Annotated in this window: 15 protein-coding genes; 8 read left to right on the forward strand and 7 right to left on the reverse strand. The window is 68.7% G+C overall.

The annotated features are described in order from the left end of the window. The first annotated feature begins 21 nt into the window (after nt 1-21). The 4 genes from dcd (at nt 22) to AB0D57_RS09070 (ending at nt 2,481) form a co-directional block, all read left to right on the forward strand. On the forward strand, nt 22-597 hold the full coding sequence (gene dcd / locus AB0D57_RS09055; protein ID WP_362069094.1) for a dCTP deaminase: 576 nt from the start codon (nt 22-24) through the stop codon (nt 595-597). A 10-nt stretch (nt 598-607) separates the two neighbouring features. Further along, nucleotides 608-1,117, forward strand: coding sequence for a phosphoribosyltransferase (locus AB0D57_RS09060; RefSeq protein ID WP_362069097.1), 510 nt, complete (start codon nt 608-610; stop codon nt 1,115-1,117). Between the two features lie 29 nt (nt 1,118-1,146). Further along, the gene (locus tag AB0D57_RS09065; RefSeq protein ID WP_362069100.1) at nt 1,147-1,536 is read left to right on the forward strand and encodes a squamosa promoter-binding protein 15; all 390 of its coding nucleotides are present in this window, start codon (nt 1,147-1,149) and stop codon (nt 1,534-1,536) included. A gap of 159 nt (nt 1,537-1,695) precedes the next feature. Continuing rightward, nucleotides 1,696-2,481: a calcium-binding protein gene (locus tag AB0D57_RS09070; protein ID WP_362069104.1), complete on the forward strand. Its 786-nt coding sequence runs from the start codon at nt 1,696-1,698 to the stop codon at nt 2,479-2,481. 77 nt (nt 2,482-2,558) lie between these two features. Here the strand turns inward: AB0D57_RS09070 and AB0D57_RS09075 are convergent, their stop codons facing one another. Together AB0D57_RS09075 and AB0D57_RS09080 are read right to left on the reverse strand one after the other, a co-directional pair. After that, nucleotides 2,559-3,542, reverse strand: a complete 984-nt coding sequence (locus AB0D57_RS09075; protein ID WP_362069107.1) for a Yip1 family protein — start codon at nt 3,540-3,542, stop codon at nt 2,559-2,561. Between the two features lie 3 nt (nt 3,543-3,545). Next, nucleotides 3,546-3,731 (reverse strand): hypothetical protein, encoded by a 186-nt coding sequence (locus AB0D57_RS09080; protein WP_362069110.1) that lies wholly within the window; start codon nt 3,729-3,731, stop codon nt 3,546-3,548. Between the two features lie 7 nt (nt 3,732-3,738). On the opposite strand from AB0D57_RS09080, the gene AB0D57_RS09085 reads away from it, so the two are divergent. Genes AB0D57_RS09085 through AB0D57_RS09095 form a run of 3 tightly spaced genes read left to right on the forward strand, consistent with a single transcriptional unit; the run spans nt 3,739 to nt 4,361 of the window. Then, nucleotides 3,739-4,005, forward strand: coding sequence for a Scr1 family TA system antitoxin-like transcriptional regulator (locus tag AB0D57_RS09085; RefSeq protein ID WP_362069113.1), 267 nt, complete (start codon nt 3,739-3,741; stop codon nt 4,003-4,005). A 15-nt stretch (nt 4,006-4,020) separates the two neighbouring features. Continuing rightward, nucleotides 4,021-4,161, forward strand: coding sequence for a hypothetical protein (locus AB0D57_RS09090; protein WP_362069116.1), 141 nt, complete (start codon nt 4,021-4,023; stop codon nt 4,159-4,161). A gap of 11 nt (nt 4,162-4,172) precedes the next feature. Continuing rightward, nucleotides 4,173-4,361, forward strand: a complete 189-nt coding sequence (locus tag AB0D57_RS09095; RefSeq protein ID WP_362069119.1) for a DUF397 domain-containing protein — start codon at nt 4,173-4,175, stop codon at nt 4,359-4,361. Here AB0D57_RS09095 and AB0D57_RS09100 read toward each other — a convergent pair. The 5 genes from AB0D57_RS09100 to AB0D57_RS09120 form a co-directional block, all read right to left on the reverse strand. Continuing rightward, entirely contained in the window at nt 4,355-5,743 is a 1,389-nt protein-coding gene (locus tag AB0D57_RS09100; protein ID WP_362069122.1) for an FG-GAP repeat protein, read from the reverse strand. The genes AB0D57_RS09095 and AB0D57_RS09100 overlap by 7 nt on opposite strands. 59 nt (nt 5,744-5,802) lie before the next feature. After that, nucleotides 5,803-7,209: an FG-GAP-like repeat-containing protein gene (locus AB0D57_RS09105; protein WP_362069125.1), complete on the reverse strand. Its 1,407-nt coding sequence runs from the start codon at nt 7,207-7,209 to the stop codon at nt 5,803-5,805. Between the two features lie 93 nt (nt 7,210-7,302). Beyond that, complete coding sequence (locus tag AB0D57_RS09110; protein WP_362069128.1) at nt 7,303-8,796, reverse strand: FG-GAP and VCBS repeat-containing protein; 1,494 nt, start codon at nt 8,794-8,796, stop codon at nt 7,303-7,305. Nucleotides 8,797-9,020: 224 nt separating this feature from the next. After that, nucleotides 9,021-10,361 (reverse strand): VCBS repeat-containing protein, encoded by a 1,341-nt coding sequence (locus AB0D57_RS09115; protein WP_362069131.1) that lies wholly within the window; start codon nt 10,359-10,361, stop codon nt 9,021-9,023. Nucleotides 10,362-10,582: 221 nt separating this feature from the next. Further along, nucleotides 10,583-12,865: a heterodisulfide reductase-related iron-sulfur binding cluster gene (locus AB0D57_RS09120; RefSeq protein ID WP_362069134.1), complete on the reverse strand. Its 2,283-nt coding sequence runs from the start codon at nt 12,863-12,865 to the stop codon at nt 10,583-10,585. A 250-nt stretch (nt 12,866-13,115) separates the two neighbouring features. Here AB0D57_RS09120 and AB0D57_RS09125 point away from each other — a divergent pair, with 250 nt between their 5' ends. After that, nucleotides 13,116-14,180: an MraY family glycosyltransferase gene (locus AB0D57_RS09125; protein WP_362069137.1), complete on the forward strand. Its 1,065-nt coding sequence runs from the start codon at nt 13,116-13,118 to the stop codon at nt 14,178-14,180. Nucleotides 14,181-14,249: the final 69 nt, after the last annotated feature.

Raw genomic sequence — 14,249 nt, forward strand, 5'->3', positions numbered from 1 at the left:
GTCCCCGCGTATCCTCGGGGCGTGCTTCTCTCAGACAAGGACATCCGGGCCGAGATCGCCGCAGGCCGGGTGCGTATCGATCCGTACGACGAATCCATGGTGCAGCCCTCGAGCATCGACGTGCGGCTCGACCGCTACTTCCGGGTGTTCGAGAATCACCGCTACCCGCACATCGATCCCGCCATCGAGCAGGCGGATCTCACTCGGCTCGTCGAGCCCGAGGGCGATGAGCCGTTCATCCTGCATCCCGGGGAGTTCGTTCTCGCCAGTACGTACGAGGTCGTCTCGCTTCCCGACGATCTCGCCTCGCGGCTCGAAGGGAAGAGTTCGCTCGGGCGGCTCGGGCTCGTCACCCACTCCACCGCAGGGTTCATCGACCCCGGGTTCTCCGGGCACGTCACCCTCGAGCTGTCGAATCTCGCGACGCTCCCCATCAAGCTCTGGCCGGGCATGAAGATCGGGCAGCTGTGCATGTTCCGGCTCAGCTCGCCGGCCGAGTTCCCGTACGGCAGCGACCGGTACGGGTCCCGCTACCAGGGCCAGCGGGGGCCGACCGCCTCCCGGTCCTTCCTCAACTTCCATCGGACCCAGGTGTGAGGCTGTGAGCATGTCCGACGTACGAGAGAACCTCACCTACGAGCGGTTCGGGGTCGCGGTCCGCGAGCTCGCCCAGACCATCGCCTACGACGGGTACGAGCCCGACATCGTGCTCAGCATCGCCCGCGGAGGCGTGTTCGTCGCCGGTGGGCTGGCATACGCCCTCGACTGCAAGAACATCCATCTCGTGAACATCGAGTTTTATACGGGCGTGGGCACCACCCTGGAAATGCCCGTCATGCTCGCTCCCGTCCCCAACGCCATCGACTTCTCCGACAAGAAGGTCCTGATCACCGACGACGTCGCCGACACCGGCAAGACGCTCAAGCTGGTGCACGACTTCTGCGTCGACACCGTCGCCGAGGTCCGCAGCGCCGTGATCTATGAGAAGTCCCACTCGCTCGTGAAGTGCGAGTACGTGTGGAAGCGGACGGATGACTGGATCAACTTCCCGTGGAGTGTCTTGCCTCCGGTGCACAAGTCCGGTGAGGCGCCCAAGGAGAACAAAGAAGCGCTCTGAGTTGAGAGGGGGCGGGGGCAGTGAGCTGGGTGGCCAACGTGATGGTCTCTGCCGACGCCGCAGACGGGCAGAACGTTGAAGCTCTGAGCGACTGGCTCCGCGATGAAGCCCCACGGCGTGAGCAACCGGACGTTCTCGGTGTCGGTTCTCTGCGCCTGATCACGGGACCGGATGGCGCATGGGGTGGCGGGAAGAACCCCGAATGTGAGGTCTGGGCCGGCGCTCTCAACCATGCGGACCTCGATGAACTCAGGCGACGGTTCGCCGGGACGCCTTGGCGGGAACCGAATGCCGCACAGCTCTTGATCATGGATCAGGAGGAGGTGTTCTTCCGCCTGTGGATGATCCGAGGCGGTGAGCTGCGGCAGTACGCCCCTTGGGAGGCGTCCGAGCAGGAAGATGCCTTCTACGGCGACTGAGTCGGATCGGATCCACGGGGGCAGGTGACTTCCCCTGGAGTGTTCTGCCTCCAGTGCCTCCGTGTGGTGGTGAAGGCGTTGAAACAACAACGTGGTGAACCATTGGCCAACGCCGTACGCTCCCTCTGATCAATCAGAGACTCCCGTGGGGGGACATTCATGCGTACAACCGCGCGCCTTGCCCTGCTCGGCACCAGCGTCGCGCTGGTCGCCGGCGCAATCGGTGCCACCGCCGCCCAGGCGGAGGACGGCGGTTCGGGCAACATCACGATCGACAAGGTCGTCGTCAACGGCGGCAAGCCGGTCGTGGTGGGTACCACCAATGTGGTGTCCGCCAAGGTCTCCGTGACCGCGTCGGACGATTCGGGCATCGCCGAGACCACGTACATCAGCGCCTTCGGTCCGAAGCCGAACTACGCGCAGATCTGGTACGACGACGGCGAGATCACGTGCGTCAAGGCGAGCGCCACCACGTCGACCTGCACGGGCACGCTGACGTTCGACCCGCAGGCGTCGACCGGCTTCGTCGACAACAGCGCGGCGGCCACCTGGGACCTCGCCACGCTGGTCTCCGCCAATGACTACAACTACATCCACCGGGACGCGGCCACCACGTTCAAGGTGCAGCGCTACTCGAAGCTGACGGTCAACGCCTCGCCGGAGCCGGTGAAGAAGGGCAAGACCATCACGGTCACCGGCAAGCTCTCCCGGGCCAACTGGGAGGACAACGAGTACCACGGCTACGCGAACCAGTCGGTGAAGCTGCAGTTCCGCAAGAAGGGCAGCACCACCTACACCACGGTGAAGACGATCAAGTCCAACTCGACGGGCAACCTCAAGACGACCGTCACCGCCTCCACCGACGGCTACTTCCGCTACAGCTTCGCGGGCACGACGACGACCCCGGCGGTCAGCGCGGCCGGCGACTTCGTGGACGTTCAATAGCCACGTACTGAGAAAGGAGGGGCTCCCCGCGCCGTGCGGCGCGGGGAGCCCCTCCTTCTTCGTACTTCGTACGTCGTCTAGAACGTGCCCAGCTTGATGATCGACAGGATCGCGATCAGCTGGATCGCCGACGCGCCCAGTGCCTTCGGCCACGGGAGGTCGTGGGACTTGCTGACCATGAGGGTCAGCAGGGCGCCCGCCGCCACCCAGGTCGCCCAGCCGAGGAGCTGGACGAAGGAGGCGTCGCCGCCGAAGAACATGGCGACGATCAGGCGCGGGGTGTCCGTGATGGACATGATCAGCATGGAGAGGCCGACCGTGGGCTGCCAGGCGCCGTCGCCGCCGAGCTGGCGGGCCAGGGTGTGGGTGACCACGCCCAGGATGAAGGTGCTGATGACGATCGCCACGGCCGTCGTCAGGACGATCGGGATGGCGTTCGAGAGGGTCGCGTTGATCGCGTCCTCGCGCGCCCCGTCGAAGCCGAAGACGGCCAGCAGGCCGTAGAGGAACGTCACGATCAGGGCCGGGGCCCACATCGTGTAGTCCCGCATCTGGAGGAAGGTCTGGTTGGGGCTGGTGACGATGCCCTTCAGCAGGTCCTTCCAGCGCAGCCGGGGGCCGACCGGCGGGGCAGCGGCCTGGCCCGCGTGGTAGGTCCCGCCCTGGTCGTAGGGTTCCTCGCCGATCGAGAACGCCTGGGTGTGACCGGGGCTGTTCGCCGCGTACGGGTCGGGCCCCTGTTGGGGGTGCCCGTCGCCGAAGTACTCCGGCTCGCCGTGGCCGCCGGCGCCACCGGTCTGGGTCCACCCCTGGTGCTGCCCGCCGTAAGCCTGTCCCCCGTAGGGCTGCTGCGGCGCGGGCGTATAGCCGTACGGCTGCTGGCCTCCCTGCGGGGCCTGCTGTCCGTACGGTTGGTGTTGTTGCGGTCGCGCTTGCGGGGCACGGTGGTCCCGGCTGCGTCCAATCCTGAATCCAGCCACGTCATCGAACGTACCTGGTATCGGTCGACAGCGTGCCCGACCTGGGGTCTTGGACCCGGGTTTGGGTCCGAGCTGTGACATCCCTTACGGGGAATCCCAGGACTCCCTTACGGGCGGTTCGCACCAGACGTACTTGCCCGCGGCGCCCGCGTTCGCGCCGTTCACCTGGAACCAGCCCCAGTCGTCGGCGTACGCCCGGACGAGGTGGTGTTCATTCCCGGGTTGTTGCAGACCGAGGAACACTTGCGGGCGGCCTATGGCGAGGAGCACCTGGGGGATGCCCGAAGGGCAGCGCGAGTTTCGGGTGCGGTTCCGTCGGCGGCGACAGGAGATTCTCGACCGGGAAGACCTCGTGTACGAGGCAGTGATCCACGAGGCGGCGCTACGGATCAAGAAAGCCGGCAGAGGTGAAGCCAAGAGGCAGTTGCTTCACATCGTGGAGCAGTCCGAGCGTCCTCAAGTCGCCGTACGTGTCGTGCCGTTCGACGTGGACAACTTTCGCGTCGGCTATGCGCCGACCATCCTGGGCGGCCCCGTCCCGTAGTTGGACACGGTACTGATGGATACCCCGCACGGCGGCAACTACCTGGATGTTGAAGCGCAGTTGGACCGCTACCGGCGGGCTTTGGAGGTGCAGAAGTCGGCCCTGGGGATCGTCGAGTCGAGGGACTTCATGCACCGCTTGGCCCAGCACCTCTGAAAGGCCCCGACATGGCACAGAGCCCCCTGTGGCAGAAGTCCTCGTTCTCCGGCCACGACGACGACGCCGACTGTGTCGAACTCGCTCCCCGCCAGAGCCTCGTACTCCTGCGCGAATGCGACGAGCCCGGGACGGTGATGACCACCACCGCCACCGGGCTCGCCGCCCTCGTACGTCACCTGCGTGGCGAACGCTACTGAAGCATTCCGTCGACCGCCGTGGTGTCCACGGACGTCACGCCCGTCGTCGTCACGCCCTTCGCGGACCCGCGCAGCAGCAGCGAGCCGTACGACGCCCCCACGTACAGGTCGGCCTTGCCGTCGCGGTTCGTGTCGCGGAGGCGGACCGTCGAGCCGAAGTAGTCGTCGGCCTGCACGGCACCCGGGATGCCCGCCGTGTTGCGCGCGAACCACTGCGAACCCGTGGCGGACAGGCCCGACGCGCGGCCGTACAGGACGTGGACACCGCCCGCGTACTCCTTGCCGCCGATGGTCTCGCCGTACGCGCCGATCGCGAGGTCGCGATAGCCGTCGCCGTTGACGTCACCGGTGGCCAGGTCGTCGCCGAAGGAGTCGTACGTCTCCGCCGTGTCCGCGATGCCGCTGGTGTTCTGGGTGAAGCGGGCGCTCTTGCCGGGGCCGCTGGAGCCGCCGTACCAGACGGTGACGCGGCCCTTGTACTTGTCGTACAGCGGCGTGCCGATGGCGATGTCGCCGTAGCCGTCCTTGTTGAAGTCGCCGACGACGCCGTCGCCGCCCCGGTCGGCCTCGCCGCCGTTGCCGTTCTTGCTCTCCAGGCGCAGGGTCTTGCCCGGGTACAGCTTGGCGCTGCCGCCCTTGACGAACCAGGCGTCCGAGGCGATGTAGGAGTCGGTGACGACGTCGCCGATGATGATCAGGTCGGTCTTCTTGTCGCCGCTGACCCGGCCCGTGACCAGGGCCGTTGAGTAGAAACTGGACGAGGCCTTGTCGAGGGTGGTGACCGAGCCGTGGACGCCGGAGCGGGAGATGGAGCCCCGGTAGACGTAGGTCTTGCCGGCGTTGACGAGGGCCAGGTCCGGCTTGCCGTCGCCGGTGAAGTCGCCGGTGGCGAGGTCGGAGCCCATGCGGGCGTACGAGGTCTTGGGGCCCTTGTTCGGTAGGGCCAGGCCGCCGGAGAGGCCCTTCTTGCCGCCCCACAGGACGGTGACCGTGCCTCGGTCCGCGTGGCCGTCGACGTTCTCGCCGGTCGCGGCCACCGCGAGGTCGCCGTAGCCGTCCTGGTTGAAGTCCGCGGCCGTGCGGACCTCGCCGAAGAGGTCGTCCGTCTCGTCGGAGCCCGGGACGCCCGCGCTCGACTGGTCGATGAACTGGGTCTGCGTGCCGGGTCCGGTGGCGGTGCCGAAGGTGACCTGGACGCCGCCGCCCTTGCTGTGGAAGTCGTTCCCGTACGAGAAGACGGCGTAGTCCCTGAAGCCGTCGCCGTTGAAGTCGTCGGCGTACTTGGCTGCCGCGGCGGCGGCGGGCGCGGACAGGGTGAGAGGGGTGAGGCCCGCCGCGAACAGGGCGGCGAGGGCCGTGGAGGTGCGCAGAGCGTGCTTCATCTGCCTGTTTCCTGATTCTCCGGAGTAGGGGGATCGAGGGGAGGGGGCCGGGAGGACGGTCAGTCCGCGAGCTCCGCCCAGAACTTGGTGAGGGACTGCAGGCCAAGACTCGTCAGGGTGAGCATCTTGGAGCCGGTGCCCGTCGGGCCCGACGCGCTGCCGGGGAGGATGTGGAGGCGGCCGTTCTGGGAGGAGGCGGCAACCAGTTCGGCGCGGCCGTCGCGCGTGTAGTCGCGCAGCAGGACCGAGTCGCCGAACCAGGCGTCGTTCTCTTCGCCGGGCTCGCCCTCGACGCCGGCGGTGGCGTAGTCGTACATGCGGGAGTTCTTGCCGGTGAGACCGGACGTGCCGCCGCGCAGGACGGTGACCCCGCCCATGCGGAACCAGTTGTCGCCGATCACTTCGCCCGAGACGCCCACGGCCAGGTCGGGGTAGCCGTCGGCGTTGGTGTCGGCGGCCGAGACGTCGCTGCCGAAGTAGTCGGCGGACTCGGGGGTGCCGGGGACGCCGGACGTGGCCTGGGTGAACTTCTTCGCCGAGCCGCTGGGGCCGTTGGAGGTGCCGGGAAGGACGTGGACCGCGCCGCCCTTGCCCGCGCGGCGGCTGCCGACCACCAGGTCGCCGTATCCGTTCTTGTCGAAGTCGGCGATGGTGGCGCTCGCTTCGGTGAGAGCAGCGGAGGCGGGGAGGGTCACCTTCTTCGTCTTCTTGGGGCCGCCGGAGCCGCCCTTGTAGAACCAGACGCGGTCGCTGTCCGTGTCCCAGTCGCGGCCGAGGACCGCGAAGTCGGCGGTCCCGTCCTTGGTGACCTTCCCGGACACCACGAGGACCGGGTCGATGTTCTCGCCGTCGACGGGGTCGAAGTCGGTGGCCGTGCCGCGTGAGCCGGACTTCGTGAACGGGCCGCGCAGGTACCAGATGTTGGTGTCGTCGACGGCGACAACGTCCTGCTTGCCGTCGGCGTTGAAGTCGCCGACGGCGATGTCGGAGGCGAAGCCGCGGTCCTTGTGCTTGGGGTTGCGGTACGAACTGCCGCTGGTCAGACCGGACTTGGAGCCCCACAGGACGGTGAACGTGCCGTTGTAGGCGCCGGCGTCCTCGCCGGGCGCCGTGGCGATGATGTCGCCGTAGCCGTCCTTGTTGAGGTCCACCGTGGTGATGTCCGTGCCGAAGTGGTCGTTCGTCTCCGCTGCGCCCGCGACGTACGGGGTGTTCTGCGAGACGACCGTGCGCTTGGCCGGGGCGAGGCCGGTCGCAGTGCCCCAGATGACGACGATCGCGCCCGCCTGCTTCTTGCCGGCGACCGTGGCGCCACCGTCGCCGACGGCGAGGTCGCGGTAGCCGTCGCCGTTGAAGTCGTCGGACAGGCCGGAGGGCGCGGCGGCGGCCGTGGTGGCGGGCAGGGTGAGGGTGGTGAGCAGGCCGGTGGTGAGGGTCGCGGCCAGCAGGAGGGTGCGCTTGCGCAAGGCGGGCTCCGAGGGCGAAGGGGCAGGCAAGGGGACGCCGGGCCCGTGGGTACGGGCCCGGCGAGGTGTACGGAAAATGTGCGAGAGGTGGTCTCAGTCCGCGAAGTTGGCGCCGAAGGACGGCGTACCCGTCGTCGAGACGCCCGTGTCGGCGGGCCAGATGGCGCGAGAGCCGGTTGTGGTGATCTTCGTGCCATTGGAGGGCAGGTAGGTGACCGTGCCGTCGCCGGAGTTCTCGTTCGAGCCCACGAGGAGGTCGGCCTTGCCGTCGCCGTTGACGTCGTCGAGCTTCGTGTCCAGACCGAAGAGGTCGTACTTCTCGTCGTTGCCGGGGACGCCCGGGGTGTTCTGGGCGAAGGCCTGGGTGCCGGAGGATGTGTTGACGCCGTTCGCGGAGCCGTACAGGACGGTGACCATGCCGGTGTCCGCGACGCCGTTCAGGTCCTCGTACGCGGTGCTGACGACGAGGTCCTGGTAGCCGTCGCCGTTGATGTCGCCGAGGTCCAGTTCGTAGCCGAAGCTGTCGTTCTTCTCTGAGGTGCCGGGCACGCTACCGGTGTTTTGGCTGATCCCGGCGGTCGAGGCGGGGCCGGACGCGGAGCCGTAGGTGATGTTCACCTTCCCGCCGTACGCGGAGTCCGGAGGGGTCGTGCCGTCGCTGAGCTTGGTGTTGTCCCAGGGCGCGCCGCTGACGATGTCGCCGAAGCCGTCGCTGTTGATGTCGCCGATGGCCGTGATGATGCCGGTCTTGAGGGTCTTCGCGGCGGAGACGCTCAGGCCGTTCGCCGTGCCGGGCACGTAGTAGTTCGTGTTCCAGCCGTAGTCGGTCTTGGTCTCGAAGCCGTCGACCACCAGGTCGGTACGGCCGTCGCCGTTGATGTCACCGGCGGTGAGGTTCATCGGGCCGCGGGCGTCGCCGCCGGACTGGATCGGGGGCTTGATCGTGGTACGGGCGAGGCCGGCCGTACCGCTGGAGGTGATGCCGCCCTTGTAGACGTAGATCGTGCTCGATGTATTTCCGACGGCCAGGTCCGCCTTGCCGTCGCCGTCGAAGTCGCCCGCGGCCAGGTTCTTGCCCCAGAGGTCGTGCGAGGAGGAGGCCGGGTCGGCGATGGCCACCCCCTTGCCGGTGAGGCCGCTCGGGGAGCCCCAGAGGACGGCGAGGCCACCGGCGTCGGTGTCGGTGCCGATCTTCTCGCGCGGGGAAGACACGGCGAGGTCGTCGTAACCGTCGCCGTTGAAGTCGGCGTACGCCGTTTCCGCGCCGAAGGCGTCCCCGGCCTCGGCGGTGCCGGGGACACCGGCGGTGTTCTGGCTGAGCGTGGAGCGCTTGGCGGCGGACACGCCGGTGGCGTTCCCGTAGAGCACGACGAGCTGACCGGCGGTCTTCTGCCCGCTGACATAGGCGCCGGAGGCCGAGAAGGCCACGTCGCCGACTCCGTCGCCGTTGAAGTCGGCCTGCGGGACCGTCGTGGAGTCCGCGGCCGTCGCCGTCGCGGCCGAGAACGTGAGCAGACCGCCCGTCAGCGCGGCCGCGGTGGCCGTCGCGAGGGCGAGTCGCACAGCGTGCGGGTGGTGCTTGTGCATGCGGGGGTCTCCTGCGGCATGCGGGGATGCCTCGCAGGCATCCACAGTCAATTGGGGTGCGACCGCCGCGTGTGTCGGGAGTTGTCCCAAGGGGCGCGGGTGGGTCGACTATCAGGAGACCCTTGGTGGGGCGTGAGGGTTGTACGTGAGTTCGGTTAATTTTCGAGGTGTGCGATACGGAAAGGCCGGCACTCAAGTAGCGCGGGATCAAGTACTTCGGTGCGTCAGGATCTCATCCCCAGGAATTCCGAAGTCGAGAAGCTCACCACCGGCTCCGTCGCGACCAGCCCCGCCTCGCTGCCCGCGTACACCGCGACCGTGTCCTTCGTCTCGCCCTCGTGACTGCGTACGACCAGATCCGCCCGCCGGTCCCCGGTGAAGTCGGCGACGGTGAGTACGCGGGCCGTGCCCCGGCCCGGTGGCGGCACGGTCACCGTGCCCGCCGTGGACAGTCCGGTCGTACGACCCCGCAGTACCCGCAACTCCGCACCGCCGACGACCAGTTCGCTCAGGCCGTCCCCGTCGAGGTCCCCGGTGTCGAGCACCGACCCGGGTGTGGCGACGCCGCCGCGTGCGGTGCCCTGCGGGAGGTCGTAGCGCAGAGACGTTCCGTCAAGTGAGCCGATCGCCGCGTCGAGCGCGCGGCCCTTCCCGAAGCGGCCGACGGTGACGTCGACGGCGGTCGGCAGGGTGGGGCCGGTGCGGGTGGGGCCGGCCGGGCCGCCGAGGACGAGCGCGGACCCCGCGCCGTCCGCGTCGCCGGTGCCCTCCGCCGTACGGACGAGGAGGTCGTCGTAGCCGTCGAGGTTCACGTCGGTCGCCGGGCCGGTGGGCGCGTTGCCCGGTGAGGTGAGCGGCGCACCCGCGGCTCGGGGGGCGCCCTTCCTGGTGAACGGGCCGCGCAGATAGCTGAGTCGGGCGTCCGACGCGTGCACGACGAGGTCCTCGGCGCCGTCGCCGTCGAAGTCGCCGCACACCGGCTGGTCGGGCCAGTCGTTGCCGAAACGTGCCTGCGCGGGGATGCTCAGTGCGACCGCCCTGCCGGTGAGGCCCGCGGGGGAGCCGAAGAGCAGCTGGAGCGGGACGGGCGGCATGCCCTGGCCGTCGTAAGGTGGATCGGTGGACACGACGAGGTCGGTGAAGCCGTCCCCGTCCAGATCGCAGCTCGCCTCCGGGTCGAAGACGGCGGGCAACTGGCCCTTCGTGCGGGCGGCTTGGCGCGCGGGGGTCAGCAACTGGCGGGCGCCGGGCACGAGGCCGCGCGCCGAGCCGTAGACGACCCCGATGCCCGCGTCGTCGCCGTGGGCGTCGTCCGGGCCCTTGACCAGGTCGCCCAGGACGAGGTCGCGGTGGCCGTCGCCGTTGTAGTCGTCGGCGACCTCGCTGCCGTTGCCTCGGGGGACGGGGAGTTGGGTGGGGGCCTTCGCGACGGTCAAGGGTTCGTGCTTCGCGGACCGGGCGTTCTCGGTGCCGGCGCAGCCCGCGAGCAGCAGGACGCAGCCGATCGCTCCGGTCCGCAACCCCGCCCGTATCCCGGTCCGAACCCCGGCTCTTCGTCCGCGCACCGTTCACCTCATCCGCCCCACCGACAACAACCCGGCCATGATGCTCCGGTTTTGGCGGCGCGTTAAGACCGACCGGCAATTGGAGGGTGGGAGAAGGAGCGGGGTCGGTCACCCGGACCGCCAAGGTGATGGGCCACAAGAAGTGGTGCCGACCAGCACGTGACACACGTCGGCCGGGGCTGGAATTCCAGCCCCGGCCGACGGCGTTCGCGTACCTGCTGTTACTTCACCGGCTCAGGCTCCGGCGTGCTCTCCGCCTCCGCCGCGCCCGCCGGGTCGACCGGCGTGCGGACCGAGTCGAGCAGGAGCTGCGCGACGTCGACGACCTGGATGGACTCCTTCGCCTGGCCGTCGTTCTTCTTGCCGTTGACCGAGTCGGTCAGCATGACGAGGCAGAACGGGCAGGCGGTGGAGACGATGTCGGGGTTCAGCGACAGCGCCTCGTCGACACGCTCGTTGTTGATGCGCTTGCCGATCCGCTCCTCCATCCACATCCGCGCGCCACCGGCGCCGCAGCAGAAGCCGCGCTCCTTGTGGCGGTGCATCTCCTGCTGGCGCAGGCCCGGGACGGCGGACATGATCTCGCGCGGGGGCGTGTAGATCTTGTTGTGGCGGCCGAGGTAGCACGGGTCGTGGTAGGTGATCAGGCCTTCCACCGGGGTGACCGGGATCAGCTTGCCCTCGTCGATCAGGTGCTGGAGCAGCTGGGTGTGGTGGATGACCTCGTAGTCGCCGCCGAGCTGCGGGTACTCGTTGCCGAGCGTGTTCAGGCAGTGCGGGCAGGTGGCGACGATCTTCTTCGCGGACTTCGGCTTCTTCGTCGACTCGTCCACCTCTCCCTCCTCGTTGAGGGACTCGCCGAACGCCATGTTCAGCGCGGCCACGTTCTCCATGCCGAGCTCCTGGAACAGGGGCTCGTTGCCGAGGCGGCGGGCGGAGTCACCGGTGCACTTCTCGTCGCCGCCCATGATCGCGAACTTGACGCCCGCCATGTGGAGCAGCTCCGCGAAGGCCTTGGTGGTCTTCTTGGCGCGGTCCTCGAGCGCACCCGCGCACCCGACCCAGTACAGGTAGTCGACCTCGCTGAGGTCCTCGAGGTCCCTGCCGACGACCGGGATCTCGAAGTCGACTTCCTTCGTCCACTCCAGGCGCTGCTTCTTGGCCAGGCCCCAGGGGTTGCCCTTCTTCTCCAGGTTCTTGAGCATCGTGCCCGCCTCGGACGGGAACGCGCTCTCGATCATCACCTGGTAGCGGCGCATGTCGACGATGTGGTCGATGTGCTCGATGTCGACCGGGCACTGCTCGACGCAGGCGCCGCAGGTGGTGCAGGACCACAGGACGTCGGGGTCGATGACGCCGTTCTCTTCGAGGGTGCCGATCAGCGGCCGCTCGGCCTCCGCGAGGGCGGCGGCGGGCACGTCGGCGAGCTGCTCCGTGGACGCCTTCTCCTCGCCCTCCATCGTCTTGCCGCCGCCCGCCAGCAGGTAGGGCGCCTTGGCGTGCGAGTGGTCCCGCAGCGACATGATCAGCAGCTTCGGGGAGAGCGGCTTGCCGGTGTTCCAGGCCGGGCACTGAGACTGGCAGCGACCGCACTCGGTGCAGGTCGAGAAGTCGAGCAGGCCTTTCCAGGAGAACTGCTCGACCTGGGAGACGCCGAAGACGTCGTCCTCGCCCGGGTCGGTGAAGTCGATCGGCTTGCCGCCGGAGGTCATCGGCTGCAGGCCGCCGAGGGCGGTGGAGCCGTCCGCGTTGCGCTTGAACCAGATGTTCGGGAACGCCAGGAAGCGGTGCCAGGCGACACCCATGTTGACGTTCACCGAGACGACGATCATCCAGATGAAGGAGACGCTGACCTTGATGCCGGCGAAGAGGTAGACCAGCGTCTGCAGCGTGGAGACGTCCAGCGTCCGGAAGGCGGCGACCAGCGGGTACGAGGCGAAGAACGCGGCCTCGTAGTGGTCCACGTCATGGATCGCGCCCTCGAGGCCGCGCAGCACGTAGATCACGATGCCGATGGTGAGGATGACGTACTCGACGAAGTACGCCTGCCAGGCTTTGGAGCCCGTGAAGCGGGACTTGCGGCCGGGGCGCGAGGGCAGGTTCAGCAGGCGGATCACGATGAGCACGGCGATGCCGATGCCGGTCATCACGGTGATGAACTCGACGTACATCTCCCAGGGCAGCCAGCCGCCGATGATCGGGAGGACGAAGTCGGCCTGGAAGAGCTGGCCGAGGGCCTGGCCCAGGATCGGGATCAGCGTCAGGAAGCCGATGGCCACGAACCAGTGGGCGAAGCCCACGATCCCCCACCGGTTCATACGGGTGTGACCGAGGAACTCCCTGACCAGCGTCACACTGCGCTGGTAGGGGTTGTCGGTCCGGCTGCCGGCGGGCACGGGCTGGCCGAGTTTGAAATACCGGACGAACTGGCCGATGGCGCGTGCGAGCAGCGCGACGCCGACCACGGTCAGGACCAGCGACACGACGATCGCGGCGAGTTGCATTCGGGGGCTCCTCGGGCCTGCGAGGGGGGACTCGAGCTGGGACTTCAGCTGATTACTAAGCGGTAACTTATCTGGTCCTCTGAGAGTACCTACTTCTAGCGCCGCACTGTAGCCAGCCGTGCGGTGATCTGTGTCGCTGAGGGGTACCTGAGTGGGGTGCCCATTCCGTTACGAACCCGATCAGGTCGACACGTAAACCTGATCGTGTTATCTGCGGCTAATCTGCGACATTAATGCCTAAATTGGCGAGGTGTTGTACGGAATCGCCGCCGCCACGGCCGCCCTGCTCCTCGCCGCCGTCCTCGCCGCCCTGCTGCGGACACTCGCCCTGCGCCTCGGCGTGATCGAGCGCCGGCGGGCGCGGGTGGTGCCGCTGCTCGGCGGGGTGGCGGTGATCGGGGCGACGGGGTTCGTCGCCGGGATCGGGGACTGGACGGGTGTGGCGCCGCTGGGGTCCACCGCCGGGCGGCTGCTCGTCGCCGGGATCGGCGTCGGCGTCCTCGGGCTGATCGCCGATCTGCGGCGGGTGCCGCTGTTCGTGCAGGCGGTCGTCGTCGCCGGGGTCGCCGCGTGGACCGTGCCGTACGACGCGCTCGGGCTGCCGGTCGGGATGGTGGCCGTGGGATGGATCGTCCTCGTGGCGCACGCCTTCACTTCGCTCGATCACGCCGACGGGGTGATGGGGACGGTCGCCGTGGTGACCGCCTTCGCGCTGAGCGGGTGCGCGGCGGCGGAGGTCATGGACGGGCTCGCGACACTGCTGAGTGTGCTGGCCGCCGCGCTGGCCGGGTTCCTGATGCACAGCTGGCCGCCGGCCCGGATCGTGCCGGGGCGCTGCGGGGCGCTGTTCGCCGGGTTCGTGCTGGCCTCCGCCGCGGTGTTCGTGCACGCTGGGCGGGAGGCCGGGTCGAGTGCGGGCGCGGTGTTCGCGCTGACGGCCGTGGCGACGGCCGACGCCGTCCTGGTGCTGGTGTCCCGGCGGCGGGCCGGGCGTCCGCTGCTGCGCGGGGCCCCCGACCATCTGGTGCACCGGTTGCGGCGGCTCGGTGTCACTCCGCAGGGCGGCACGGTTGTCGTCGGGATCGGCGGCTTCGCGGGTGCGCTCGTCGGCCTGTTGATCCACCTGGGGTGGGTGAGCGCGACGGCGGCCCTGTGGGTGGCGGGCGGTGCCGTCGTGGTCGTCCTGGCACTCCTGCGCATCCCCGCTTACGGGGTGGGCCATGTAGGCCATTCGGGGAGGCCGCACCCTGCCTACACGGTGCAGATCGCGGCGAAACCGCAGGTCAGCGGTCGCCTGCGCGTAAGGAACAGATAAGAGTTGAGCCCCCTCGACTCAGCTCTGTTGACCGAGGGGCGACTGTCGTGCACACTTGAGTCCGTTCCA

This window comes from Streptomyces sp. NPDC048275 (assembly GCF_040652275.1).
Classification (GTDB): Bacteria; Actinomycetota; Actinomycetes; order Streptomycetales; family Streptomycetaceae; genus Streptomyces.

What these genes read in the sequence shown, in the direction of transcription:
- AB0D57_RS09060 (WP_362069097.1), top strand. Translation starts at nt 608, where the DNA reads ATGTCCGACGTACGAGAGAACCTCACCTACGAGCGGTTCGGGGTCGCG.
- AB0D57_RS09070 (WP_362069104.1), top strand. Translation starts at nt 1,696, where the DNA reads ATGCGTACAACCGCGCGCCTTGCCCTGCTCGGCACCAGCGTCGCGCTG.
- AB0D57_RS09075 (WP_362069107.1), bottom strand. Translation starts at nt 3,542, where the DNA reads ATGTCACAGCTCGGACCCAAACCCGGGTCCAAGACCCCAGGTCGGGCA.
- AB0D57_RS09085 (WP_362069113.1), top strand. Translation starts at nt 3,739, where the DNA reads ATGCCCGAAGGGCAGCGCGAGTTTCGGGTGCGGTTCCGTCGGCGGCGA.
- AB0D57_RS09090 (WP_362069116.1), top strand. Translation starts at nt 4,021, where the DNA reads ATGGATACCCCGCACGGCGGCAACTACCTGGATGTTGAAGCGCAGTTG.
- AB0D57_RS09095 (WP_362069119.1), top strand. Translation starts at nt 4,173, where the DNA reads ATGGCACAGAGCCCCCTGTGGCAGAAGTCCTCGTTCTCCGGCCACGAC.
- AB0D57_RS09100 (WP_362069122.1), bottom strand. Translation starts at nt 5,743, where the DNA reads ATGAAGCACGCTCTGCGCACCTCCACGGCCCTCGCCGCCCTGTTCGCG.
- AB0D57_RS09110 (WP_362069128.1), bottom strand. Translation starts at nt 8,796, where the DNA reads ATGCACAAGCACCACCCGCACGCTGTGCGACTCGCCCTCGCGACGGCC.
- AB0D57_RS09120 (WP_362069134.1), bottom strand. Translation starts at nt 12,865, where the DNA reads ATGCAACTCGCCGCGATCGTCGTGTCGCTGGTCCTGACCGTGGTCGGC.